This is a genomic window from Steroidobacter cummioxidans (genome assembly GCF_003104955.1).
The window spans coordinates 89799-111332 of record NZ_LSRW01000017.1 but is presented as its reverse complement, the minus strand read 5'-3'; the positions used below and the strand labels follow the sequence as shown (position 1 = coordinate 111332).

Here is a 21534-nt window from a genome sequence, read left to right as displayed (position 1 = left end):
TCTTCATAGCTACCGGATCGTCCCGAAGCACTCTGTATAATCTATGTCGACAAGTCAAGCAGACGCCGCTAGTATCTGAAAAAACAATTTGTATAACTGTTGTCGACTATTGGCGGACGGTGGAGGATCGGGATGGGCGAGCAGGCCGGGCATGGCATCGAGACCTTTCGCGGCGTGGTGTTCCCATGGCACTGCGACTCCATGGGGCATTTCTCGGTCCAGCATCAGATGCCGCTGCTGGATGGCGCCGCCTATCACCTGTTGGGCGAATTCGGCCCGGTGGTCGAGGTGCGCGACGGCCGACGCCTCGGCTGGGCCGATGTGCGTCATGAAATCTCCTATCAGCACGAGCTGGTCGCGGGCGACCTCATCATCCTGCGCAGCGGCCTGATCAGCTTCGGCAACTCTTCGATCCGTCACCGCACCGAGCTGTCACGCCGCTCGGACGGCCGCGTCTGCACCGTGATGGAAGGCATCACGGTGCGCTTCGATCTGGACGCGAGGAAATCCATTCCGCTCGATGCGGGCGCCCGAGAAATCGCGCAGCGATTGCTCCTGCCCGCGGCGGCCAATTCACAGTAATCGCTAGAGGACAGTTTCAATGGAGCGCGTATTGGTCACCGGCGCCGGTGACAGCGTCGGAAGAGTCATTGCCGAGCGCTTTGCCGGCAAAGGCCACAAGGTGCACATCTGCGATGTGCGCGGTGACGCCGTCAAAGCAACGCTCGCCGCCAATCCCGGCATGAGCGGCAGCACTGCCGATGTGGGCGTGCGTGGCGATGTCGATCGTTTGTTCGCCGACGTGCGCGCGTCAATCGGCGATTTGACGATTCTGGTCAACGTGGTCGGCATGGCCGGACCGCGCGGCCCGATCGAAGACATGAATGAAGACGAGTGGGACAAGACCATCGCCGTCAATCTGAGCGGCATGTTCTATTGCATGAAGCGCGCGATTCCCATGTTGAAAGCGAATGGCGGCGGCTCGATCGTCAATTTCTCTACCTGCTCCACTCGCACGGGCATTCCGTTTCGCGCTCCGTACATCGCCTCGAAGGCCGGTGTCGAAGGCCTGACGCGCAACAGTGCGCGAGAGCTGGGACCGTTCGGCATCCGCTGCAACGCCATCCTGCCGGGCATCATCAACAATGACCGCTTCCGCTTCATCGTCCAGCGCAATGCCGATGCGACCGGCCGCAGCTTCGAGGACATCGAGAACGACTATCTGAAGTACGTCTCGTTACGGACCAAAGTGGAGCCAAGCGAGTTCGCCGATCTGGTCGAGTACCTCACTTCCGAGCAGGGCAAGAAGGTCACCGGCGAGCTGATCGCGCTGAGCGGCAACATGGAATGGGAAGAGTAATCATGAGCGACAAGAAGACCATCCTGACCTGCGCAGTCACTGGCGGCGCGCCCTTCAATCCCAAACACCCGTCGATGCCGATCACGCCGAAGCAGATCGCCGACGCGTGTATCGAAGCGGCCTCAGCCGGCGCCAGCATCGTGCACATTCACGTGCGCGATCCGAAGACGGGCCAGGGCAATCGCGATCGCGCGCACTTTCGTGAAGTCGTGGACCGCGTGCGTCAAACCGGCGTCGATATCGTGCTGAATCTCACGTGCGGCATGGGCGCTTACTTTCTGCCCGATCCCGAGCGCGAAGGCCACATGGCTCCCGGCAGCGATGTCGTCGGCGTCGATGAGCGCGTCGCTCACGTCGAAGAACTGCTACCCGAGATCGCCACGCTCGACATCGTCACCAACAATCAGGTGGAAGGCAAAACCGAATACATCTATTTCAGCCCGACCCACACGCTGCGCGCCATGGCCAAGCGCTTTCAGGCCGCGGGCGTGAAGCCGGAGCTGGAAGTGTTCGGCGCCGGCGACATTCTGTTCGGCAACAAACTGGTCGAAGAAGGCTTGATCGACGGGCCGGCGATGATGCAGATGGTGTTGGGCGTGCAGTGGGCTGCGCCGCACGGTGTCGAGACCATTCTTTATCAGCGCGGCCTCATGGCGCCGGGCACGATCTGGGGTGCTTTCGGCATCGGCCGCGAGCAGATGCCGATGCTGGCGCAGACGCTGTTGCTCGGCGGAAACATCCGTGTCGGGCTCGAGGACAACTTGTATCTCTCGCGCGGCGTGTGGGCAACCAACGGACAACTGGTCGAGCGCGCGCGCAAGATCGTGGATTCCATTGGCGGCTACAGCGTAGCCACGCCGGCGGAGACGCGTGAGATACTGAAGCTCCGCAAACCCGCCGGATAAAAGCGACCATGACCGACAGCGTCCCTCTGATCGATGCGGCCACCGTCGAACGACTCTCGCCCATGCCGGAGTTGATCGCGACGTTGCGCGCCGCATTCGAGAACGGCGGTTATCAATCGCCGCCGAGGTACGCGCACGACATGAGCAAGACGTCCTCGCTCCTGCTCATGCCGTCCTGGAACGAGAGCTCACGGCTTGGCGTGAAGATCGTCAACGTCGATCGCGTGGCTCGGCCGTCGGTCAGGTCGAGCTACGTGTTGATGGATCGCGCCACCGCTCGCCCGCTCGCAGTGTTGGATGGAGCGACGCTCACGAGGCGGCGCACCGCTGCGGCCTCCGTGCTGGCTGCGACATTCCTTGCTCGTCCGGATTCCCGACGGCTGTTGCTGTTGGGAACCGGAGCGATGATTCCCGCGCTGATCGAGGCTTATGCCAGCGCCTTTCCGATCGAGACGATTCTGATCTGGGGACGCGATCCACAGAACGCAGCTACCGCGGCCGCACAGGCTCGCGCCAGCAACTTTAAAGCCGAAGCAGTAACCGATGTCCGGGCAGCGCTCTCGTCCGCAGATATTGTTTCATCGGCCACTCTGGCCACGTCACCATTGATCCACGGCGCCGACCTGCGCGAGGGCATGCACGTCGACTTGATCGGCGCATTCCGCCCGGAGATGTGCGAAGCCGATGGCGTGTGCTTTTCGCGCGCGCGTGTATTCGTCGACACGTACGCCGGCGCCATGGAGGAAGCAGGCGACCTGCTCCAGGCGATCGACGGCGGACACATTCGCGCCGACGACATTGCTGCAGACCTGACCGCGCTGTGTCAGAAGAAACATGCCGGGCGCGGCACCGATCGCGACGCTATCACGCTATTCAAATCCGTCGGCGCGGCGTTGGAAGATCTGGCCGCGGCGGAACTGGTATTCGAGAAATGGCAGCAGAACTGATCGAGCTCGCTCCCATCGATCAGGCGCTGCTCGACGGCACCCACGGCCAAGCAGCCGCACGCGCGATGGCGATGCTGGTCCGGTACGGTCGAGCTTCAGGCGCGCGCGAATTCGTGAGCGTCGCATCCGCTCATATCGATGGTTGCCTGTATCACGGGCCTTCGAGCATCGACTTCGTGGAGCGCTTCGTGTCGCTCGGCGGTCGAGTTCGCGTACCGACGACGCTCAATGTCGCCGCCGTCGATGTGACGCATCCGGAATGGCACTGCGGTCCCGCCAATCTCCTCGATGCACAGCGCCAGCTCACAGAATTACACCTGCAACTGGGATGCAAACCCACACTGACCTGCGCGCCGTATCAGCGCGTCATTCGTCCTCGCGCAGGCGAGCACATCGCCTGGGCGGAATCGAACGCGATCGTCTTCGCGAACTCTGTGCTCGGCGCGAGAACCGATCGTTACGGCGATTTCACAGATCTCTGTGCCGCACTGACTGGACGCGTGCCATTGGCCGGCTTGCATCTCGAGGAGAACCGCCGCCCGACGCTGGTGATCGACACGGTGTCGCTGCAACGATCGGAGCTGCCGCGCGATCTGTATTTCGCGACGGTGGGTTATGCGCTTGGCGCTCTTTCGCAAGGGCACGTGCCACTGCTGCGTGGCTTGCCCGCGGATACGAATGAAGATGAGTTGAAATCGTTGGGCTCGGCGGCGGCATCGTCGGGCGCATTGGCGCTGTTTCATGCGGAAGGTTTGACGCCTGAAGCGGCGCAATTCGCAGATCAGGCCACGCTAGCCTCGATCTCAGGCCAATCCATCTCTGCAGCAGACTTGCATCAAGCCGCGGCAAAGCTCTGCCCACTGAACGAGGGCGAGCCGGTCTCTGCGATGTGCCTGGGCACACCGCACTACTCGATGACGGAATTCCAAGCGCTGAGCGCGGCAGTTCGCGGTCGTCGCGCGGCATCGGGCGTTGAGGTTTTCGTCTCCACCTCGCGCGAGATCGCCGCGTCCGTGGATGCAGATGAGCATCTCGCTCCTTTGCGCGAGTTCGGCGTGAAGGTCGTCGTCGACACCTGCACGTATGTGTCTCCCGTCGTTCGAGACACGACGGGCGCAATCGTCACAACGTCTGCGAAGTATGCGCATTACGGCCCAGGGAACCTGCGCCGACACGTCGGTCTGATGACGCTGCAGCGCTGTATTCGTTCTGCCGAACTGGGAAAGGTGGCGCCGGATGATCGCTGATGCTCGCGCACTCACTTCCGGCTCGCGGGAAGGCCAGTTGTTACTGCTCGACACACCGTTGAGCCTGTGGGGCGGCGTCGATTTGCAGTCCAGCGAGATCGTCGACCGAACTCATCCGCAACAGGGCACGCTCATTGCCGATCGCATTCTGGCGATGCGAGCCGCACGAGGCTCTTCGTCCTCATCCAGCGCGCTGGTGGAAATCGCCCGCGCCGGCCGCGCCCCTGCTGCAATCATTCTCGGCCAGTACGATCCCATTCTGGTGATGGGCGCCCTGGTCGCAGAGGAGCTCTACGGCGTCCAGATTCCTATCGTGCTCTGGGAAGACGCGTGGGAGACGCTGACTCGCAATCAGCGTCTGCGCATCGAAGCAGACGAGAGCCGCGCGCGCGTTGAGTTCCTCTAGGGCCTGTTAACAGGCCCTAGTTCCCCGTCGGCGCCGTCAGGTGCTGCTCCGGCTCAGCTGACGTGACCTTGCAGCCCCACATCGCGTAGAACAGCACATACAACTCGCACACTGCGGTCAGCAGGAAGGACGCCTGCAACCCAAACATGTCGGCGAGCCGTCCCTGCACGACCACCAGCGCGCCGCCGGCGATCGCCATGATCAACAGGCCCGAGCCCTCTTCCGTCAGCGGGCCGAGGCCGCGAATGCCCAACGTGAAGATCGTCGGGAACATGATGGAGTGGAACAGACCCACGGAAATGAGGCTCCACATCGCGAGCTGGCCGGTCGCGAAGACCGTCAACATCATGACGATAAATGCGCCGGTGGCGGCCCAGGCCAGTACGTTCTCGGCCGCAAACTTACGCATCAACTGGCTGCCGACAAAGCGGCCCACCATCATGCCGCCCCAGAGCAGAAACAGATAATTGGACGCCTGCGCGTGCGTCAGGTTGCCAATCTCCGGCGCCGACACGAAGTTGATGAACAGGTTGCTGACGCCGATCTCGGCGATCAGATAAATGAAGATGGCGGGAATGCCCAGCAACAGATTGCGATGCTTCCACAGCGAGTGGTTCTTGCGCTCCGCCGCGTCGAGGCGGCGCGCGGCGGCATCGAGGTCCGGCAGCTTGTAGCGCGCGATCACGACGGCCAACACGACCAGCACCATCGCCACGATGAAATAAGGCAGCTGCACCGACTGCGCATCGGCCAGGCGCTGCTCCATCGTCAACATGGCGGCGCCGCCTTCGACGTTGCCTGAGGCACTGCGGCTCAAAATCAAATAGCCGCCGAACAAGGGCGCGAACGTCGTGCCCATGGAATTGAACGCCTGCACGAGATTCAGACGCGACGATGCGCTTTCCGCCGGCCCGATGACCGCGACATAGGGATTCGCGGCAACCTGCAGCAGCGTGATGCCGGCGGCAATGATGAACAATGCCGTGAGCACGACGCCATAAGAAGGAATCCGCGCCGCCGGAATCATCAGCAGCGCGCCGGCCGCCATAATCAGCAGTCCCACCACCATCGAATACTTGTAGCCGATGCGCTCGATGAGCTTGGCGGAGGGGATGGAGGCGACGAAGTACGCGATGAACCACACCGACTCGATCCAGGTGGTCTGGGTATAGGTGAGGTCGAATACGGAGCGCAGGTGGGGCAGCAACGTATTGTTGATGACCGTGATGAAGCCCCACATGAAGAACAGACTGGCGAGCAGCGTGAGCGCCGATTTCTGCGTGCTGGTGATGCCGGCACTCTGGCTGGCCGGGAGAGAAGACACGGGTGACGCCATGAACTGCTCCGAAGTCGGGCGAATTGTCTGAGTATAGCCCAGGTCCCCGGCCCGCCAGCAACAGCGCTTGAAGCTAACCCGCCCTCGCCCGCCGAATGAACTCCGCAGCCGCGCTGCAGGCGGCCGCCGCTTCGTCATGGATCCAGTCGCGAAACAGGCTGATTTTGCGGCTGTCCTGGCGCACCACCGGCACCGTGAACCAGAACGCCCGGCCATCGGTCGCGACCAGATCGTGCGCAGCAACCAGCCGGCCCGCGTCGAGCTCGGCCTTGAACAGAATCGGCGAGCCGATCGCGACCCCATCGCCCGCCAACGCTTGTGTGATATCGAGATACTCGACCGACAGGTTCGCGCCAATGCTTTTGAGCGCGGGGACTTCGCTGAACCCCAACTGCTGGTACCACAACGTCCACCAGTCGGTGCGCCCGAGTAGCGGCACTTCACTCGCACGCTTCGGATCGGCGAGCTTGGCCGCCGCATCCTTCATCGCGGGAATACACAACGGCATGAAGATGCTCGGGAACAGTTTGGTCGCGCGCAGTCCCGGCCACCGACCATGACCGTTACGAATCGCCGCGTCGAATCGGCCCGCGGTGAGATCCTGCGCCTCGGCAGATAAATCCAATTCGAATTGAAGGTCAGGATGCCTGGCACGAAAGCGACCGAGGCGCGGCGTCAGCCAGCTCGTGCCGATGGTCGGCAAGGTCGTGATCGAGAGGCGTGATTGATCCAAATCGGCCGCGCGAATGAAGCTGGCGCGTAACGCCGCGAACGCATGCATCGCTTCGGTGGCGATCAGCTCGCCAGGCTCGGTGAGCTCGACTTTATGGGGATGACGTCGGAACAACGTCACGCCGATCTGCTGCTCGAGTTGCCGGACGTGATAACTCACCGACGCGGCAGTTGTATCCAACTCCTGGGCCGCCCTGGCAAAACTGCGCAGACGAGCCGCAGCTTCGAAGGCTCGGATCGACACCAGCGACGGAAAGCGGTGATCCCCCACCATAAGTTCGCCTTAGGGTATAGGTCCGATCTTCGCGTGGTCAACTTCGCGCGGCTGTTGCCAACATGCTCCCGAGGAACAACTACAGAGGATGTCCCCGATGATGAATCGCCGAGATGTCATGATCGCGATGGCAATGGCGGGAGCCGCCGCAGCCAGTCAATCCGTGCTGGCGGGCGCCAAGGATATTTCGGCATCCGAGCATGACTGGGACTGGCTGATCGGCAACTGGGATGTCTGGCACCGCCGTTTGAAAGAGCGCCTCGCGGGCAACGACGACTGGCAGGAGTTCAACGGCAAGAGCGTCTTCTGGACCACGCTGAACGGGCTCGGCAACCTCGACGACAACGTGGTCGAGCTGCCCGACGGAATTTATCGAGGGCTGTCGATCCGCTCCTTCGATCCGGCGACCCGGCAGTGGGCGATCTGGTGGCTGGATGGTCGTTATCCGACCCGACTCGATCCGCCGGTGCTCGGCCGCATCGAAGCCGACTCGGGCACCTTCGTCGGTCAGGACACCTTCAAAGGTCGGCCGATCACCGTGCGCTTTCGCTGGCTCGACATCCACAGCAAGCGTCCGAATTGGGAACAAGCGTTCTCGCCGGACGGCGGCAAGACCTGGGAAGTGAACTGGCGCAACTACTTCACACGCACCAACGCCAGGCCGACCTCCCTGCCTCGCCTCGACGATGCGCCGCGCGACTGGGATTTTCTGGCGGGGACGTGGCAGGTCCGCAATCGACGTCTCAAACGAGACAATCAGTGGGAAGGGTTCGACAACACGCTGACCAACTGGTCCGTGCTCGGCGGCTTCGGCAATGTGGATAGCGAAACTTTCAACGCGCCTGGCGGCGTTTATCGCGGCGTGAGTCTGCGAGCTTACGATCGCGACACCAAACAATGGTTACGCTGGTGGATGGATGGACGCAATCCGTCACAGATCACAATGTCAGAGCGCGGCAGCTTCAAGGATGGCGTCGGCACCTTCATTGGCGATGACACGCTCAATGGCAAGCCGCTCAAGGTGCGATCGCAGTGGTCGCGCATCACTCCGTCTTCAGCTCGCTGGGAACAAGCATCATCCGCGGACAATGGCGCGACCTGGCAAACGACCTGGCTCGCCGAGCTGACCCGGAAAGCGTGAGTCAGGCTTTATATCCACCAAGAAACACATCCAATGCGCGCTCAACGATACGCTTGATCTGAGCGCGTGTCGGATTCGGTACCTTGCGTGAGAAGTATTGATGCCACGGCTCGGCGTGTGCGAGCAGCGCCGTCAAGTGTTGAGCGGCGATCTCTGGATCGGCACGGCGCAATTGTTTTCGATCCATCGCACCGGCGAGAAAACGACCGATGGATTCGATGGTGCGCTTCGGGCCGGTCTCATAAAACGACTCGCCGATGTCGGAGTGGGCGGCCTCACTGACCACCACGCGAAACGCCGCCACCGCCTCGCGATCGGAAATAAACGCGAGGAACTGCTCGCCAAACCGTTGCAGCGCCTCGCGCACATCTTCATCGACGCTCTGCTCCAGACGCTGCACCGCTGGCGATACGTAGTGCTCGGCCAGCTTGTTCACGATGGCCAGGAACAGCGCCTCCTTGGACGGAAAGTATCCATACAAGGTCGCCTTCGAGCCGCCCATCCGCGCCGAAATCTCCGCCATGGAGGTCCGCTCGTAGCCCAGCTCGAGAAAGGTTTTTCTTGCGATTTCAACGATTTCGTCGCGTTTCGCATCGGTGCGAACCTTCATGTCGAACCCGTCACATAACTAAACCGAGGTGTACATTTTTGCTTGACCGGACGCGACTGTCAATTCTAAACTAAACCGTACAGTACACTTTTGACCTGATTTTGCCGACGACGGGAGCCCCCATGATTCGCCCTCCTTACCGCGCACCGCTGGCCGCCGCGCTCAGCCTGGTTGGCCTCGCTGTTTTGACCGCTTGCGGTAAACCGCCAATGGCACAGGGCGCCGCTGCGCAGGGCACACCGAAAGTAAGCGCAGTGGTCGTGCAGCCGAAGCCGGTGGTTCTCACCACTGAGTTGCCCGGCCGTACCAGCGCAGTGCTCGTTGCCGATGTGCGGCCGCAAGTCACCGGCATCCTGCAGTCACGCAAGTTCGTTGAAGGCAGCGCCGTGAAGAAAGGCGACCTGCTCTATCAGATCGATCCCGCGATTTATCAAGCGACGGTGGACAGCGCCCAAGCCACGCTCGCGAAGGCGCAGGCGAATCAACACACGACGCGCTTGAAGGCGGAGCGATATCGCGAGCTCAAAGCGATCAATGCCGTCAGCCAGCAGGATGCCGATGACGCCGACGCCGCGCTGTTACAAGCGAACGCCGAAGTTGCCTCCGCTCGCGCCGCGCTGGAAACCGCTCGCATCGATCTCGCCTACACGCGAGTGATCTCGCCGATCACAGGTCGCATCGGCAAATCTTCAGTGACTGCGGGCGCGCTCGTGACCGCCAACCAGACCACTTCCCTCGCGACGGTTCAGCAGCTCGATCCGATGTATGTGGACGTGACGCAATCGAGCAACGCCGTGATGCAGCTGAAGCGCGCCATTGCGCAAGGCCAGCTCGGCGATGCCACCGCAAAAGTGAAGCTCGTATTCGACGACGGCACGACCTATCCGGTCGAAGGCAAGTTGCAGTTCTCGGATGTCACAGTGGACCCCAATACCGGCTCTGTGACTTTGCGCGCCGAGTTCCCGAATCCCACTGGTGAGCTGCTGCCCAACCTGTACGTCCGCGCGATCATCGAGGAAGGCACGATGTCGCAAGCGCTGCTGGTGCCACAGCAAGCTGTCAGCCGTGATGCGACTGGCAAGCCGCGCGCTTACGTCGTGGACAGCGACGGCAAAGTTCAGCAGCGCGAGATCCTCACTGAGCGCGCTATCGGCAACCAGTGGCTGGTCACGGGCGGCCTGCAAGCCGGCGATGTGCTGGTCGTCGCGGGCCAGCAGAAAGTGCAGCCCGGCGCCCTCGTCGAAGCCATTCCTTATCAGCCGCCCGCGAGCGACAGCCAGAAACTGGCGTCCTCGCGCGTCGCGATGTAATCAGAACAGTCATCGAGAACCCCCATGGTCCGTTTCTTCATCGACCGCCCCGTCTTCGCCTGGGTGATCGCGATCATCGTGATGCTCGCCGGCACGCTGGCGGTCACCACGCTTCCCATCGCGCAGTATCCCGATATCGCGCCGCCGGCGATCTCCATCACGGCGAACTATCCCGGCGCATCTGCCAAGACGGTGGAAGACACCGTGACGCAGGTGATCGAGCAGAAAATGAAAGGACTCGATCGCCTCGCCTACATGTCCTCGACCAGCGAATCGTCCGGCATGGTGACGATCACGCTGACGTTCGAGAACGGCACCGATCCCGATACGGCGCAGGTGCAGGTCCAGAACAAACTGTCGCTGGCAAACGCATCTCTGCCCGAAGAAGTGCAGCGCCAGGGCCTCACCGTCGCGAAGGCGGTCAGGAATTTCGTGAGCGTGCTGGCCTTCGTGTCGAAGGACGGCAGCATGAGCTCAGCCGACCTGAACGACTACGTCGCAGCCAACATCCAAGACGCACTGAGCCGCGTGGAAGGCGTCGGCGACACGCAGCTGTTCGGCGCGCAGTACTCCATGCGCATCTGGCTGGATCCCAGCAAGCTCAACAACTATCACCTGACCGCGCTGGATGTGAGGAACGCGATCAAGGCACAGAACGCGCAGGTGTCTGCCGGTCAGTTGGGCGGCCTGCCCGCGGTCGCCGGTCAGCAGCTCAATGCGACGATTACAGCGCAGACCCGCTTGCGCACGGCCGAGCAGTTCGAAGACATCATCCTGCGTACACAGACCGACGGCTCACAGGTTCGCTTGCGCGACGTCGCTCGCATCGAGCTGGGCAGCGAGGCATACAACAGCCAAGCCCGCTACAACGGCAAGCCGACCGCCGGCCTGGCACTCAAGCTTGCGACCGGTGCGAACGCGCTCGACACCATTAAAGCCATCGACGCCGAGATCGAGCAGCTCCGTCCGTTCTTCCCGCAGGGCCTGGAAGTCGTCAAACCCTACGACTCCACGCCGTTCGTGCGCATCTCCATCCAGGAAGTGGTCAAGACGCTGGTCGAAGCCATCGCGCTGGTGTTCCTGGTGATGTTTCTGTTCCTGCAGAACTTCCGCGCCACGCTGATTCCGACGATCGCGGTGCCAGTCGTGCTGCTGGGTACGTTCGGTGTGCTGGCTGCATTCGGCTTCACCATCAACACACTCACCATGCTCGCGATGGTGTTGGCCATCGGCTTGCTGGTCGACGACGCCATCGTGGTCGTCGAAAACGTCGAGCGCGTGATGTCCGAGGAAGGCTTGTCGCCCCGCGATGCGACTCGTAAATCCATGAGCCAGATCACTGGCGCGCTGGTCGGCGTTGCGCTCGTGCTCGCTGCGGTATTCGTGCCGATGGCGTTCTTCGGCGGCTCCACGGGCGTCATCTATCGTCAGTTCTCGATCACCATCGTCGCCGCGATGACGCTCTCCGTGCTGGTCGCAATGATCCTCACGCCGGCGCTGTGCGCGACGCTGCTCAAGCCGGTCGATCCGTCACATGCGCGAGCAACGACGGGATTCTTCGGCGTGTTCAATCGCTGGATGGATAAGGGCACGACTCGCTATGAGCGCGGCGTGCACAACATCCTCGGTCGTCGCCGTCGCTACATGATTGCGTACGCAGTGATCGTTGGCGTCGTGGCCCTGGCGTTCACGAAGATTCCGACCGGCTTCCTGCCCGATGAAGATCAGGGCACGATCTTCGCAATCGTCCAGCTGCCACCCGGCGCCACACAGGACCGCACGCTCGAAGTAATCAAACAGGTCGAGCAGCATGTGCTCGAAGATCAGAAAGACGCCGTGGAATCCGTGCTCACGGTCGCGGGCTTCAGCTTCGCCGGCGGTGGACAGAACGCCGGCATGGCGTTCATCAAGCTGCGTCCTTGGGACGAGCGCACTCGCCCCGACCAGCAGGTCGGCGCGGTAATCGCCAAAGCGTCGCAATACTTCGCGACCATTCAGGACGCGCAGGTGTTCGCGTTCGCGCCGCCGGCGGTTTCCGAACTGGGCAATGCGAGCGGCTTCGATCTGATGCTGCAGGATCGCGCCAACCTCGGTCATGAAGCATTGATTCAAGCTCGCAATCAGCTGCTGGGCGCGCTCATGCAGGAACGCTCATTGGTGGGCGTGCGCCCGAACGGTCAGGAGGACACGCCTGAGCTGCGCCTCGAGATCGATACTCACAAGGCCGGCGCAATGGGCCTGTCGCTCGCCGATATCAACGACACGTTCTCCAGCGCCTGGGGCAGCGTGTACGTCAACGACTTCATCGATCGCGGCCGAGTGAAGAAAGTCTTCATGCAGGCCGACGCGCCGTATCGCATGCTGCCCGAGGACATCAATCGTTGGTATGTGCGCAACTCCACCGGCGACATGGTGCCGTTCGGCGCATTCTCGCGCACCGAATGGACCTCCGGCTCGCCGCGACTGGAACGTTATAACGGCGTGCCGTCGGTCGAGATTCTCGGTATGGCGATGCCGGGCATGGCCTCCAGCGGCGAAGCGATGGATATCGTCGAGCGTCACGTGAAGGAACTGCCTCCGGGCATTGGCTTCGAGTGGACGGGCGTGAGCTTGCAGGAACGCGAAGCGGGCTCGCAGACGCTGCTGCTCTACACGCTCTCGATCGCAGTCGTGTTCCTGTGTCTGGCGGCGCTGTATGAAAGCTGGGCCATTCCGCTGTCGGTAATTATGGTCGTACCGCTCGGCGTGCTCGGCGCACTCATCGCCGCGATGCTGATGTGGAAGATGAACGACGTTTACTTCCAGGTGGGCCTGCTCACGACCATCGGCCTCGCCTCCAAGAACGCGATTCTGATCGTCGAGTTCGCAAAGGACTTGTATGCCCGCGGCACAGACTTGATCGAGGCTGCGGTCACGGCGGCACGCATGCGGCTGCGACCGATCCTCATGACATCGCTCGCGTTCGTGCTGGGTGCGTTGCCGCTGATGCTGAGCACTGGCGCAGGCGCTGGTGCACGCAGCGCTCTCGGTGCGGCCGTGATCGGCGGCATGGTCTCGGGCACGGTGCTCGCGATTTTCTTCGTGCCGCTGTTGTTCGTCGTCGTGATGAAAGTGTTCTCGCGTCGCCCCGCTCCGCAGGGCGACGCGCCTCTTGCCCTCGCCTCCGCGGCGGAGACGCATTGATATGAGTTACAACAAACTGTTGATCGGCACTGTGGCGGCGTCCTGGCTGGCCGGTTGCACGATGGCTCCTACTTATGAGCGCCCCGCCGCACCAGTCGCGGCGGAGTTTCCGGAGCCGGCCGGTGACGCGAACTCGACGATTGCGGACCTTCAGTGGCGCGAGTTCTATGCCGATCCCAAACTGCGTGAACTGATCGATCTTGCGCTGACCAACAACCGCGATCTGCGCGTCGCCATTCTCAACATCGATCAGGCTCGCGCGCAGTATCGGATTCAGCGCTCGGAGAGCTTCCCGAAGATCGACGCAGTTGTCAGTGAAAACGCCAGTCGCGTGCCCTCCAGCGCGTCAGCGTTTGGCCAGACGATGACGCTGCGGCCGGTGAGCGCGAATATCGCGTTGAGCTCCTACGAGCTCGACGTGTTCGGTCGCGTGCGCAGCTTGAACGGTCAGGCGCTGCAGAAATTTCTAGCGACGAGCGAAGCGCGCAAGGCGACGCAGATCAGCCTGATCTCGGAAGTCGCCAATGCCTATCTCACTTGGGCAGCCGATCTCGAGCAGCTCGCACTCGCCCAACAGACGCTGAAGAGCCAGAGCGAAAGTTACGATCTGACCAAGCGCCGCTTCGAACTGGGCAGCGCCTCTGAACTGACCTTGCGACAGATCCAAACCAGTGTCGACACTGCGCGAGTGAACGTCGCGACCTACACGCGCCTGATCGCGCAGGATCGCAATGCTCTCGTGTTACTGCTCGGCACGGCTGTCCCTGAAAATCTCACGCCAACATCGTTGAGCGACACCGTCAGCAGCGTCGCCGACCTGCCCGCCGGCTTGCCTTCCGATCTGCTGACTCGCCGGCCCGACATCCTGCAAGCCGAACACGAGCTCAAAGCGGCGAACTTCAACATCGGCGCGGCGCGCGCGGCTTTCTATCCCCGTATCACACTGACCGCCTCGGCCGGCACCAGCAGCAGTGATCTCAACGGCTTGTTCGAGCCCGGCTCCGGCGCGTGGAGCTTCGTGCCCCAGATCAGCATTCCGCTGTTCGCAGGCGGCGCCAATCGCGCCAATCTGGACGCTGCACATGTCGGTCGTCAGATCGAAGTCGCGCAATACGAGCACGCCATTCAGACCGCATTCCGCGAAGTCGCCGACGCCCTCGCCGAACGCAACACCCTCGGCGACCAACTCGCCGCCCGCCAGTCGCTGGTGGAGGCCACCTCGACCAGCTTCCGCCTGTCACAAGCCCGCTTCGACCGCGGCGTCGACAGCTACCTGGACGTGCTGGACTCGCAGCGCTCCCTGTACACCGCCCAACAAGGCCTGATCGATGCACGTCTGCAGAAGCTCACCAATACCGTGACCCTGTACAAGACGCTCGGCGGCGGCTGGTCGGACTAGGGTGGTTCCCGCCGGGCCGGATCTGGCATACAATCCCGGCCCTCTTTTTCGGGCCGACTTAGCTCAGTTGGTAGAGCTACTGATTTGTAATCAGTGGGTCGGGGGTTCGAGTCCCTCAGTCGGCACCACCTCCCGCGTCCGTGGGATTCCCCTTAGAGTCCGCTTATCTTTAAATGATGTCTCGAACGACCCGAGGCAGCATCCACTAAGTCCACGCCGCGACTTCATCGCTTACCTCGCAGAAGCGCTGCGCCATTGTCGATCTCCCCTGACTTCGCGGCGAAGTCTTTTCGCGACCTTGAGAAGGTCGACGATTGGATTCGCCCAGACCAGCTCCGCGATCTCCGCGGGACCTACCGCGGATCGGGCCGCATCGCGAAAGGCGCGCGCCAATGCACGGTAATGCTGAAGCTCTACAAACCGCGGCCGCGCACTGATTGCTTGACGCTCAAGTCAGCTCTGCTGATGCCGCTATTTGTCCCTAAATAGTGAAATTAGTCACCGATCTCCCTGCCGAACCATGGCTGACGGGAGTACTATTTGAGCATGCCCGCCAACTTGCCTGCGTTTGATGCCGAGAAGGCCGTGGAAGTCATCGCCTACACGGCCAGCCGTGCCGGCACGGACCTTTATGTCACGCTAAAGCTGCTCTATCTCGCCGACAAACTTCATCTCGAACGATACGGGCGGTTTATTTTCGGCGACTGGTACGCTGCCTTGGAGTATGGCCCGGTCGCAAGCCATGCGTATGACATCATGAAACATGCGCGTGGCGATCGCCCGGTGTCCCTAGCGAAGCATGCTCGCGCAGTACTGCGAGTCGATCCGCAGACTAACGCGATCACCATCTTGCGAGAGCCGGATTTGGACGAGTTGAGCCGCAGCGATTTGGAATGCCTGGATGAGGCTATAGAGAAGTACAGTAAGCTTGGTTTTGGTGAAATCAAGAGACTGACTCACGACGACGCATATAACGCGACTGCCCGGAATGGGCAGATTTCAGTTGAATCGATAGCGGCTACGACCAAGCGCGCGGCCGAATTGATTCAGCACCTCAGCGATCCGCATCCTGATCGACGCTGAGAGAGCTTCGTGGCACTGACCCCCGGATTGGTGCTGTACCTGTGGTTTCCGATAACCAAACCGACCCCGAAAAAGAAGTTTGCAGTCCTGGGGCCGATAGAACCGAAGCCCATGCTGCTGTTCATCGATTCGGATATAAATCCTTACGTGAACAATACGGATGATCTTCGTGCACACCATATCGTAATGGACGTCTTGAACCATTGTTTCCTTGAATACGACTCGTGGGTTGATTGCACCTATCCTGTCGGATATGACCTGGAGCAGTTGATATCGGCTGTCGAGAAGGATCCGACCGCGATTCGCGGCACTATTAGCAACCACCTCAGACATTCCCTTTGCAGCTGCATCGCTTCGTCCAAATTGTGGCCTCCTGCGAAAGCAAAACGGTTCATTGACGCGTTGGAGCAGCCAACGACATTCAATTTCTGATTGCGCCCTTGGCACTAAGATGCAGTAGGTTTGTCGTTGTAGGGCCTTCGTCTGATCCATGCGCCTGCATTCGTTGCGGCTCCATTGAGTCAGTGCGGCGCTGACGACAGGTCTATCATGGCTCCTGTTCGAACCGACACTCCTGCGAACCGTCAACACTGGTGGCGCGCTGTGTCAGGATCAATCGATGATCGACCGGAGTAGCCAGGATCATTGGGAGTCCGTTTACCGGACCAAGCGCAGCAATGCCGTGAGCTGGTTCAGCCCACATTTGGGCACCTCCATGCAGCTGCTGGAACTCGCAGGGCTTTCACCGCAGTCGCGTGTGATCGACATCGGCGCCGGGGCGTCGACGCTGGTTGATGACCTGCTCGACCGCGGACTGACGCATATCACTGCGGTGGATATCGCCGAGAACTCACTAGAGATAGCGCGCGCCCGGCTTGGGCCTCGAGCTGAGAGCGTGCAATGGATTGTGGCCGATGTTACGAAACTAACTCTGCCCGCGGCGAGCATCGACCTTTGGCACGACCGCGCAACGCTGCACTTCCTGATCGATGCAGAAGCGGTACGACATTACGTTCGTTTAGCCACTGAATCGATTGCCGCCGGAGGGCATGCCGTCATCGGCGGTTTCGCTGCTGACGGCCCGGAACGTTGCAGCAACCTCCCCGTCGCTCGTCGCGATCCAGAAGACATCGCCGCCCTCTTCGGAAACAGCTTCACACTCGTGCAATCCCGCCGAGAGATCCACCGCACTCCATCCGGCTCATCGCAACCCTTCGCCTTTGCTCTGCTGCGCAAGGTCGGCTGAGGTTACGAATGCTCAGGCCGCTATGGTCAGCCTGACACCCCCACGCGCCTTCGCCACGTTTGCGACGGCTCTAAGGAACACATCGGGATTAGGATCTTGCAGAGCAGCCGAGAGATACTCCGCGATGACTTCCTCATTATCGAGGAATTCGGACGCATCGAAAGGCGCAAGCCCCACGGGGCGCGACTTGACTTTCGCTCGCTTCATATCGATTCCTCCATTCTCGCACCGGCCGAAGAGCCGCAATTATCCCGCTCCGCGGGGCTGTGGGCTACCCCTGAATCTTGCTGGCCGACACGGTCACAGATACGCGGTCGACCTCATACAACCCGACGGAGCCAACGTCAGCTCGAGCTGGATTGAACAGCGCCAGGTTGATGCCATCGCTGACCGAACTCCGGTATATCACTCCGTCATATCCACACTTCTTTATGAATTCGCACAGGAACTGACTTGGCGTGTAGTCGACCGCGGCGGCCTGAGGGGCAACCGGAGTTGTCAGCTCTTGGCCGAGACGCTCGAGAAATGGAAGATCGTTTCGCATTCTTCCGATGTCTTCTGCATCCACCAACAGGAAGGGCGAGACAGTCTTGCGCGGATTGCGAAGATCAACAACTTTCAGATCTGCGGGCGTCTTGACGGAAGCAACACAGGCCATCTCACCTGTATGCGGACGAATCTCCGATATGGCAGTAGTCGGAGAAGATCCAAGATAGAGATAGGGAATACCTGCAGGGTTCGCTCGCCCGTGTGATGCGATCCTTTTCGGCGGCGCCCCCATCTCATCAGCTGTAAACATAGCTCTTCCGTGCCTCATTCTGGCTCTATGCCACTCATGCGGTACTTCATCTGCCTCTATCGTCAGATGAAAAAGAAGAGCCTGGAGCCGATCCTCATCAAACTCTACAGCCGGAAAGAAGCGATTGTGGTACATGAGCTCGTCGCGCAACTTCTCCCAAACACTTAGCCGGTTAGCGTCCACGACGGGCGCGGGCAAGAAGAATCGGCGCACGACATCACCATCATCCAGGATTTCAGCAAGCAGATCCTTCGCCCGATGCGAATCCATGCGCGGGCCATCAAAAAGCCCCCAATCATCGCGAAACCACTGCACAAGGAGCTTGCCGGATGGATCAGGCCGGTAGGCACTTACAAGCAGCTCGAAATATTCAGCGAGTAGACTCGGATCCAAGATTGGCGTGCTTGCCGATTCGCAAAAGGAGCAAACACCGGAGTCCAAAGCCCGTATGGGGAATATGTTCCGGCGAAGACCTCGATCGCCAAAACAGTTTGGACAACAGTGCTGCACTGACATGTCAGTTGGCCGGATCGAAGAAGTGCGCAAGCGTCTCTATGTGATGATTCATGGAGAGCTTCTTTATATAGCCCAGCCCTGGGAAGTGACCTCGGTCATGGAGGGAGCGAAACTCACGAACTGCGCTTGACTCCAAAACCTTTGAGCTGGGCGCATCCAGCGTCTCAATCATCTTTTCGAGTGCTTCTGCGAACTTGCCAGCCGGATCCCTCGGGGTGTCCAATCTATCTGACTTAAAATGATAGACACGCATCTCGTGATCGCGCTGCGGATCAATAAAGGTCAGGTGAATTGCAATAGCGTAAGCGGGGCCACCAGACTCACTGTACTCATCCCCCACAATCAAAAAATCCCCGAAACCCGTCATCCCTTCGTCTTCATATGTCAGATGAAGATCGGAGAACGCCTCTTCTTTTTCATAGTCCGCGTTTCTCCGCTTCACGAATCCATCTCTCAGCAGAATCCTTTGAGAACCCTTGAACTGCCGTTGGTAGATCTTGCCGTGTTTTTCGAAGAATACGTGCCTTTGATTGTGGTTAGGGGCGCCCAGCTTCTCAAGCAGCTTTTTGGCATCGCTGAAACCGGCATGGATCGCAACGGGCGCATGCTCAACGTGCACCTCGAAGCATTTCGCCGCCTCGTCCGCCGTCATCTCGGCTTTCAGGAGAATGCCTGCCGAGATTTGGGGTTTACTAAGATACTGTTCGCTCAGCAACTCGGTCACAGCGTCCGATCCTGCGTCGCCGTGATGAGGATTTACAATGACGATAGCGCGACCATCCGCATCCACCACCGCGTCTAGCGCTTTTTCCAATCCTCCCAGCGACTCCCGAACCGGTTCAATAATCGGACAGAAGCCGGCGTTCTTAAGAATCTTTGCGCTTTCCCGAACAGTGATTAGCTCGTACTGCTTGCCTCGAAAGTACGGATGATACATTTGCTATGCCCACTCCATTGCGTCATCCAGTGACGTGTTTAGCGCATTCACAAGACGCAGGTGATCGCTTTTTCGCATAGGAATGGATAGAGCGGCGGGCTGGAGGGAACGAGGGAGCTGGGAAACCAGGCTGGATAACGGCCTGAGGTCCCGAGTTTTCTTGAGTACTCGCACCATACCGTGGTGTGCTTCAAGCGGACTCAATCCAAGGAATAGCTCGCGAAGAGCCCGACTTAGTTCAGTGTTTGGCACGACCGGAACCGAAACACCCAAGGAAAGGAGAATCGCACGAGCTTCGGCCAGGCGAATTGAGTCGAATATTGCTGCAGGTGAGATGAGATTGGCTCGGTCAGCAGCATCTTGCACTGTCGAAATCTGATTCCGTCTATTGAGGCGCAGGACGCCTACAGAACTCGGTACAGATGCTAGAACACTTGCGACATGATTCTCCCCCGCAATGACATAAACACGAGCGAACACCGTCGCGTATGTAGAGATCTGCCGCTGAAGCCGAGCGAGCGAATCACGCTCCGACTTTATTTCGTAGACAGTGGAAGTGCCATTCAAGATGGCAGTATCAGCTTTGCAGCCGCCAACTCGAAACTCAGTCAGCATCGAAGCTGTCTGCAGTGAATGCTTCCCGAGCAGAATCTTATGCGTCAACGCAGCCTTGTAGACATACTCGGCACGACAACCTACTCGCTGCAAAACCGAGAAAGCCGTGTCGAACAAACTGTAGACATGCTTGCCTGAAGCAGGCGAACTGATCAGCAGGGACTCTTGCGCCAACCTAGCAAAAAGCGGTGATTTTCCCTTGCGCGCAAGTTCACAAATGACGCTCGATGAGAACAGTCGGGAAATCGCGGCGAGTTGTGAAGATGCGAGTTCCGTCATCTTAGTGGTCGTGACAGTTTTGGCCGCAGGTCGGTTGAAGTCTACCCCAGGGAGGCTTCAAATGCACTTTAAAGCGCTGATCCGGCTGCGATTGTGACCTTCTCACTAGAGGGCCTCCGGGAGCCGGATTCAGTTGCGCCGTACATGCGAGGCAAACGCCGTCAGCGCGCTTAAGCGCTCGCATGCACCACCCTCGTGGTCTCCGCGCGCGCTCAACGTAGCCTCGATCACGGCATGCCCCACGCGCCTGCGCCGGCGGAAGGCGCGAGGAAGCGCATCAGGGTGGGGATATTCGAGCGCAGCCGTGAAATACTCGGCAATGACCGCCTCATTTTCGAGGAATTCTGAAGCGTCGAAAGACGCAAGCTCCCAGGGGCACGCCGTGCAGCTCGGCCGTTTTTTCGACCTTTCATACGTCCTTCAGCCGTCAGAATTACTGGGCGAACCCGGGCGTGCGGACGAGCGTCCACCGAGTGCACTGGATCCATCTCTGGATACGGCCTGATCAGCGGGGACAGTCATGAATCTTGGGCACCTCGGGGATTTCCCGCTCGTGCTACTGACCACTCGACCGCGACAGTCGTACCCCATGATCGACCCGTGGCTTTCGTCTAGGCCGCTCGCACGACGTAGCAATTCACGCCGCCTCGCGGGCGGCCGACCTCTCGTGGCGTACTAACAGCACCGGCACGGGCGAACGGCGAGCGACGTACTCTGCGTCGCTTCCCATGAGCAATCTGCGAACGCCGCGGCGGCCGTGAGTGCCGCAGATGATGAGGTCGGACTTTGTTTCTTCGACCTTGTTCACGATGCACTCGCCGGCGGAGCGTCCGACTGTCTCGATCAACTCCTGATCGACCTCGATGCCGGCTTTCGCGACTTTCTGCTCGCAGTCTTTCAGCAGCTCCTTGCCGGCAATACGTACGCCTTCGATGACTTGATGGACGGCGCCTGCCATCGCTTCCACCGGAATCATGACCACGGGCTCGATGATGTGCAGGAGCCAAATGCGGGCCTGCAGATGACGTGCGAGCTCGATCGCCTCATCCAGCCCCTCAGAGGCTGCCGCGCTCCCATCGACTGGAACCAGGATTCGTCGGTACATGACAGACCTCCTGCCGCAAGGCCGCTTCACATCACGGTCCCACGGACGTGCGAACGCGTGGCAGCCCCCTTTGCAAGGGATGACGTGCGCAAAGTGAGCGAACC

At 60.4% G+C, this 21534-nt stretch carries 20 protein-coding genes, 1 tRNA gene and 1 pseudogene; 14 read left to right on the top strand and 8 right to left on the bottom strand.

Annotated features, from left to right (window positions below; genetic code table 11):
* Window positions 1-132 precede the first annotated feature (132 nt).
* The 6 genes from D0550_RS10805 to D0550_RS10780 are packed head-to-tail and all read left to right on the top strand — an operon-like array spanning window position 133 to window position 4865.
* Window positions 133-582 carry an acyl-CoA thioesterase gene (locus D0550_RS10805; RefSeq protein ID WP_116809195.1) on the top strand — a complete coding sequence of 150 codons (450 nt, stop codon included), beginning with the start codon at window positions 133-135 and terminating at the stop codon, window positions 580-582.
* A gap of 19 nt (window positions 583-601) precedes the next feature.
* Window positions 602-1360, top strand: coding sequence for an SDR family oxidoreductase (locus D0550_RS10800; protein WP_116809194.1), 759 nt, complete (start codon window positions 602-604; stop codon window positions 1358-1360).
* Window positions 1361-1362: 2 nt separating this feature from the next.
* The gene (locus tag D0550_RS10795; protein ID WP_116809193.1) at window positions 1363-2265 is read left to right on the top strand and encodes a beta-keto acid cleavage family enzyme; all 903 of its coding nucleotides are present in this window, start codon (window positions 1363-1365) and stop codon (window positions 2263-2265) included.
* Between the two features lie 8 nt (window positions 2266-2273).
* Window positions 2274-3212, top strand: coding sequence for a bifunctional Delta(1)-pyrroline-2-carboxylate/Delta(1)-piperideine-2-carboxylate reductase (lhpI, locus tag D0550_RS10790; protein WP_116809192.1), 939 nt, complete (start codon window positions 2274-2276; stop codon window positions 3210-3212).
* A complete protein-coding gene (locus tag D0550_RS10785; protein ID WP_116809191.1) occupies window positions 3197-4459 on the top strand; it encodes an aconitase X catalytic domain-containing protein in 1263 nt (420 codons plus the stop codon). Before lhpI ends, D0550_RS10785 begins: the two co-directional genes overlap by 16 nt.
* Window positions 4449-4865 (top strand): aconitase X swivel domain-containing protein, encoded by a 417-nt coding sequence (locus tag D0550_RS10780; protein WP_116809190.1) that lies wholly within the window; start codon window positions 4449-4451, stop codon window positions 4863-4865. The genes D0550_RS10785 and D0550_RS10780 overlap by 11 nt, the downstream gene beginning before the upstream one ends.
* A 16-nt stretch (window positions 4866-4881) precedes the next feature.
* Here the strand turns inward: D0550_RS10780 and D0550_RS10775 are convergent, their stop codons facing one another.
* Both D0550_RS10775 and D0550_RS10770 read right to left on the bottom strand, forming a co-directional pair.
* Window positions 4882-6201, bottom strand: a complete 1320-nt coding sequence (locus tag D0550_RS10775; RefSeq protein WP_116809189.1) for a sugar MFS transporter — start codon at window positions 6199-6201, stop codon at window positions 4882-4884.
* A gap of 73 nt (window positions 6202-6274) precedes the next feature.
* The gene (locus D0550_RS10770; RefSeq protein WP_116809188.1) at window positions 6275-7207 is read right to left on the bottom strand and encodes a LysR substrate-binding domain-containing protein; all 933 of its coding nucleotides are present in this window, start codon (window positions 7205-7207) and stop codon (window positions 6275-6277) included.
* A 97-nt stretch (window positions 7208-7304) separates the two neighbouring features.
* Here D0550_RS10770 and D0550_RS10765 point away from each other — a divergent pair, with 97 nt between their 5' ends.
* Complete coding sequence (locus tag D0550_RS10765) at window positions 7305-8348, top strand: hypothetical protein (protein WP_206606201.1); 1044 nt, start codon at window positions 7305-7307, stop codon at window positions 8346-8348.
* A gap of 1 nt (window position 8349) precedes the next feature.
* Here D0550_RS10765 and D0550_RS10760 read toward each other — a convergent pair whose 3' ends face one another.
* On the bottom strand, window positions 8350-8958 hold the full coding sequence (locus tag D0550_RS10760; protein WP_116809187.1) for a TetR/AcrR family transcriptional regulator: 609 nt from the start codon (window positions 8956-8958) through the stop codon (window positions 8350-8352).
* Between the two features lie 122 nt (window positions 8959-9080).
* On the opposite strand from D0550_RS10760, the gene D0550_RS10755 reads away from it, so the two are divergent.
* From D0550_RS10755 to D0550_RS10720, 7 genes are all read left to right on the top strand, one after another.
* A complete protein-coding gene (locus D0550_RS10755; RefSeq protein ID WP_116809186.1) occupies window positions 9081-10268 on the top strand; it encodes an efflux RND transporter periplasmic adaptor subunit in 1188 nt (395 codons plus the stop codon).
* A 24-nt stretch (window positions 10269-10292) separates the two neighbouring features.
* The gene (locus D0550_RS10750; RefSeq protein WP_116809185.1) at window positions 10293-13451 is read left to right on the top strand and encodes an efflux RND transporter permease subunit; all 3159 of its coding nucleotides are present in this window, start codon (window positions 10293-10295) and stop codon (window positions 13449-13451) included.
* A 1-nt stretch (window position 13452) separates the two neighbouring features.
* Window positions 13453-14850: an AdeC/AdeK/OprM family multidrug efflux complex outer membrane factor gene (gene adeC, locus D0550_RS10745; RefSeq protein ID WP_116809184.1), complete on the top strand. Its 1398-nt coding sequence runs from the start codon at window positions 13453-13455 to the stop codon at window positions 14848-14850.
* A 52-nt stretch (window positions 14851-14902) separates the two neighbouring features.
* A tRNA-Thr gene (locus D0550_RS10740) sits at window positions 14903-14978 on the top strand.
* Window positions 14979-15396: 418 nt separating this feature from the next.
* Complete coding sequence (locus tag D0550_RS10730; protein WP_116809182.1) at window positions 15397-15933, top strand: Panacea domain-containing protein; 537 nt, start codon at window positions 15397-15399, stop codon at window positions 15931-15933.
* A 9-nt stretch (window positions 15934-15942) separates the two neighbouring features.
* A complete protein-coding gene (locus D0550_RS10725; protein ID WP_116809181.1) occupies window positions 15943-16365 on the top strand; it encodes a hypothetical protein in 423 nt (140 codons plus the stop codon).
* A gap of 187 nt (window positions 16366-16552) precedes the next feature.
* Window positions 16553-17179, top strand: a complete 627-nt coding sequence (locus tag D0550_RS10720) for a class I SAM-dependent methyltransferase (RefSeq protein ID WP_116809180.1) — start codon at window positions 16553-16555, stop codon at window positions 17177-17179.
* Between the two features lie 39 nt (window positions 17180-17218).
* On the opposite strand, the pseudogene D0550_RS10715 reads toward D0550_RS10720, so the two are convergent.
* The 5 genes and pseudogenes from D0550_RS10715 to D0550_RS10695 all read right to left on the bottom strand — a co-directional run.
* Window positions 17219-17386, bottom strand: a pseudogene (locus tag D0550_RS10715) (helix-turn-helix domain-containing transcriptional regulator); the annotation flags it as partial.
* Between the two features lie 64 nt (window positions 17387-17450).
* Window positions 17451-18371: an RES family NAD+ phosphorylase gene (locus tag D0550_RS10710; RefSeq protein WP_206606200.1), complete on the bottom strand. Its 921-nt coding sequence runs from the start codon at window positions 18369-18371 to the stop codon at window positions 17451-17453.
* A gap of 124 nt (window positions 18372-18495) precedes the next feature.
* Window positions 18496-19431 (bottom strand): sce7725 family protein, encoded by a 936-nt coding sequence (locus tag D0550_RS10705; protein WP_116809178.1) that lies wholly within the window; start codon window positions 19429-19431, stop codon window positions 18496-18498.
* 3 nt (window positions 19432-19434) lie between these two features.
* Window positions 19435-20325: a sce7726 family protein gene (locus tag D0550_RS10700; RefSeq protein ID WP_116809177.1), complete on the bottom strand. Its 891-nt coding sequence runs from the start codon at window positions 20323-20325 to the stop codon at window positions 19435-19437.
* Window positions 20326-20962: 637 nt separating this feature from the next.
* On the bottom strand, window positions 20963-21430 hold the full coding sequence (locus D0550_RS10695) for a universal stress protein (protein WP_116809176.1): 468 nt from the start codon (window positions 21428-21430) through the stop codon (window positions 20963-20965).
* Window positions 21431-21534 lie beyond the last annotated feature (104 nt).

What these genes read in the sequence shown, in the direction of transcription:
- D0550_RS10695 (WP_116809176.1), bottom strand. Translation starts at nt 21,430, where the DNA reads ATGTACCGACGAATCCTGGTTCCAGTCGATGGGAGCGCGGCAGCCTCT.
- D0550_RS10750 (WP_116809185.1), top strand. Translation starts at nt 10,293, where the DNA reads ATGGTCCGTTTCTTCATCGACCGCCCCGTCTTCGCCTGGGTGATCGCG.
- D0550_RS10800 (WP_116809194.1), top strand. Translation starts at nt 602, where the DNA reads ATGGAGCGCGTATTGGTCACCGGCGCCGGTGACAGCGTCGGAAGAGTC.
- D0550_RS10775 (WP_116809189.1), bottom strand. Translation starts at nt 6,201, where the DNA reads ATGGCGTCACCCGTGTCTTCTCTCCCGGCCAGCCAGAGTGCCGGCATC.
- lhpI (WP_116809192.1), top strand. Translation starts at nt 2,274, where the DNA reads ATGACCGACAGCGTCCCTCTGATCGATGCGGCCACCGTCGAACGACTC.
- D0550_RS10795 (WP_116809193.1), top strand. Translation starts at nt 1,363, where the DNA reads ATGAGCGACAAGAAGACCATCCTGACCTGCGCAGTCACTGGCGGCGCG.
- D0550_RS10755 (WP_116809186.1), top strand. Translation starts at nt 9,081, where the DNA reads ATGATTCGCCCTCCTTACCGCGCACCGCTGGCCGCCGCGCTCAGCCTG.
- D0550_RS10785 (WP_116809191.1), top strand. Translation starts at nt 3,197, where the DNA reads ATGGCAGCAGAACTGATCGAGCTCGCTCCCATCGATCAGGCGCTGCTC.
- D0550_RS10705 (WP_116809178.1), bottom strand. Translation starts at nt 19,431, where the DNA reads ATGTATCATCCGTACTTTCGAGGCAAGCAGTACGAGCTAATCACTGTT.
- D0550_RS10780 (WP_116809190.1), top strand. Translation starts at nt 4,449, where the DNA reads ATGATCGCTGATGCTCGCGCACTCACTTCCGGCTCGCGGGAAGGCCAG.
- D0550_RS10720 (WP_116809180.1), top strand. Translation starts at nt 16,553, where the DNA reads ATGATCGACCGGAGTAGCCAGGATCATTGGGAGTCCGTTTACCGGACC.
- D0550_RS10770 (WP_116809188.1), bottom strand. Translation starts at nt 7,207, where the DNA reads ATGGTGGGGGATCACCGCTTTCCGTCGCTGGTGTCGATCCGAGCCTTC.
- D0550_RS10805 (WP_116809195.1), top strand. Translation starts at nt 133, where the DNA reads ATGGGCGAGCAGGCCGGGCATGGCATCGAGACCTTTCGCGGCGTGGTG.
- D0550_RS10765 (WP_206606201.1), top strand. Translation starts at nt 7,305, where the DNA reads ATGATGAATCGCCGAGATGTCATGATCGCGATGGCAATGGCGGGAGCC.
- D0550_RS10760 (WP_116809187.1), bottom strand. Translation starts at nt 8,958, where the DNA reads ATGAAGGTTCGCACCGATGCGAAACGCGACGAAATCGTTGAAATCGCA.
- adeC (WP_116809184.1), top strand. Translation starts at nt 13,453, where the DNA reads ATGAGTTACAACAAACTGTTGATCGGCACTGTGGCGGCGTCCTGGCTG.
- D0550_RS10730 (WP_116809182.1), top strand. Translation starts at nt 15,397, where the DNA reads ATGCCCGCCAACTTGCCTGCGTTTGATGCCGAGAAGGCCGTGGAAGTC.
- D0550_RS10700 (WP_116809177.1), bottom strand. Translation starts at nt 20,325, where the DNA reads ATGACGGAACTCGCATCTTCACAACTCGCCGCGATTTCCCGACTGTTC.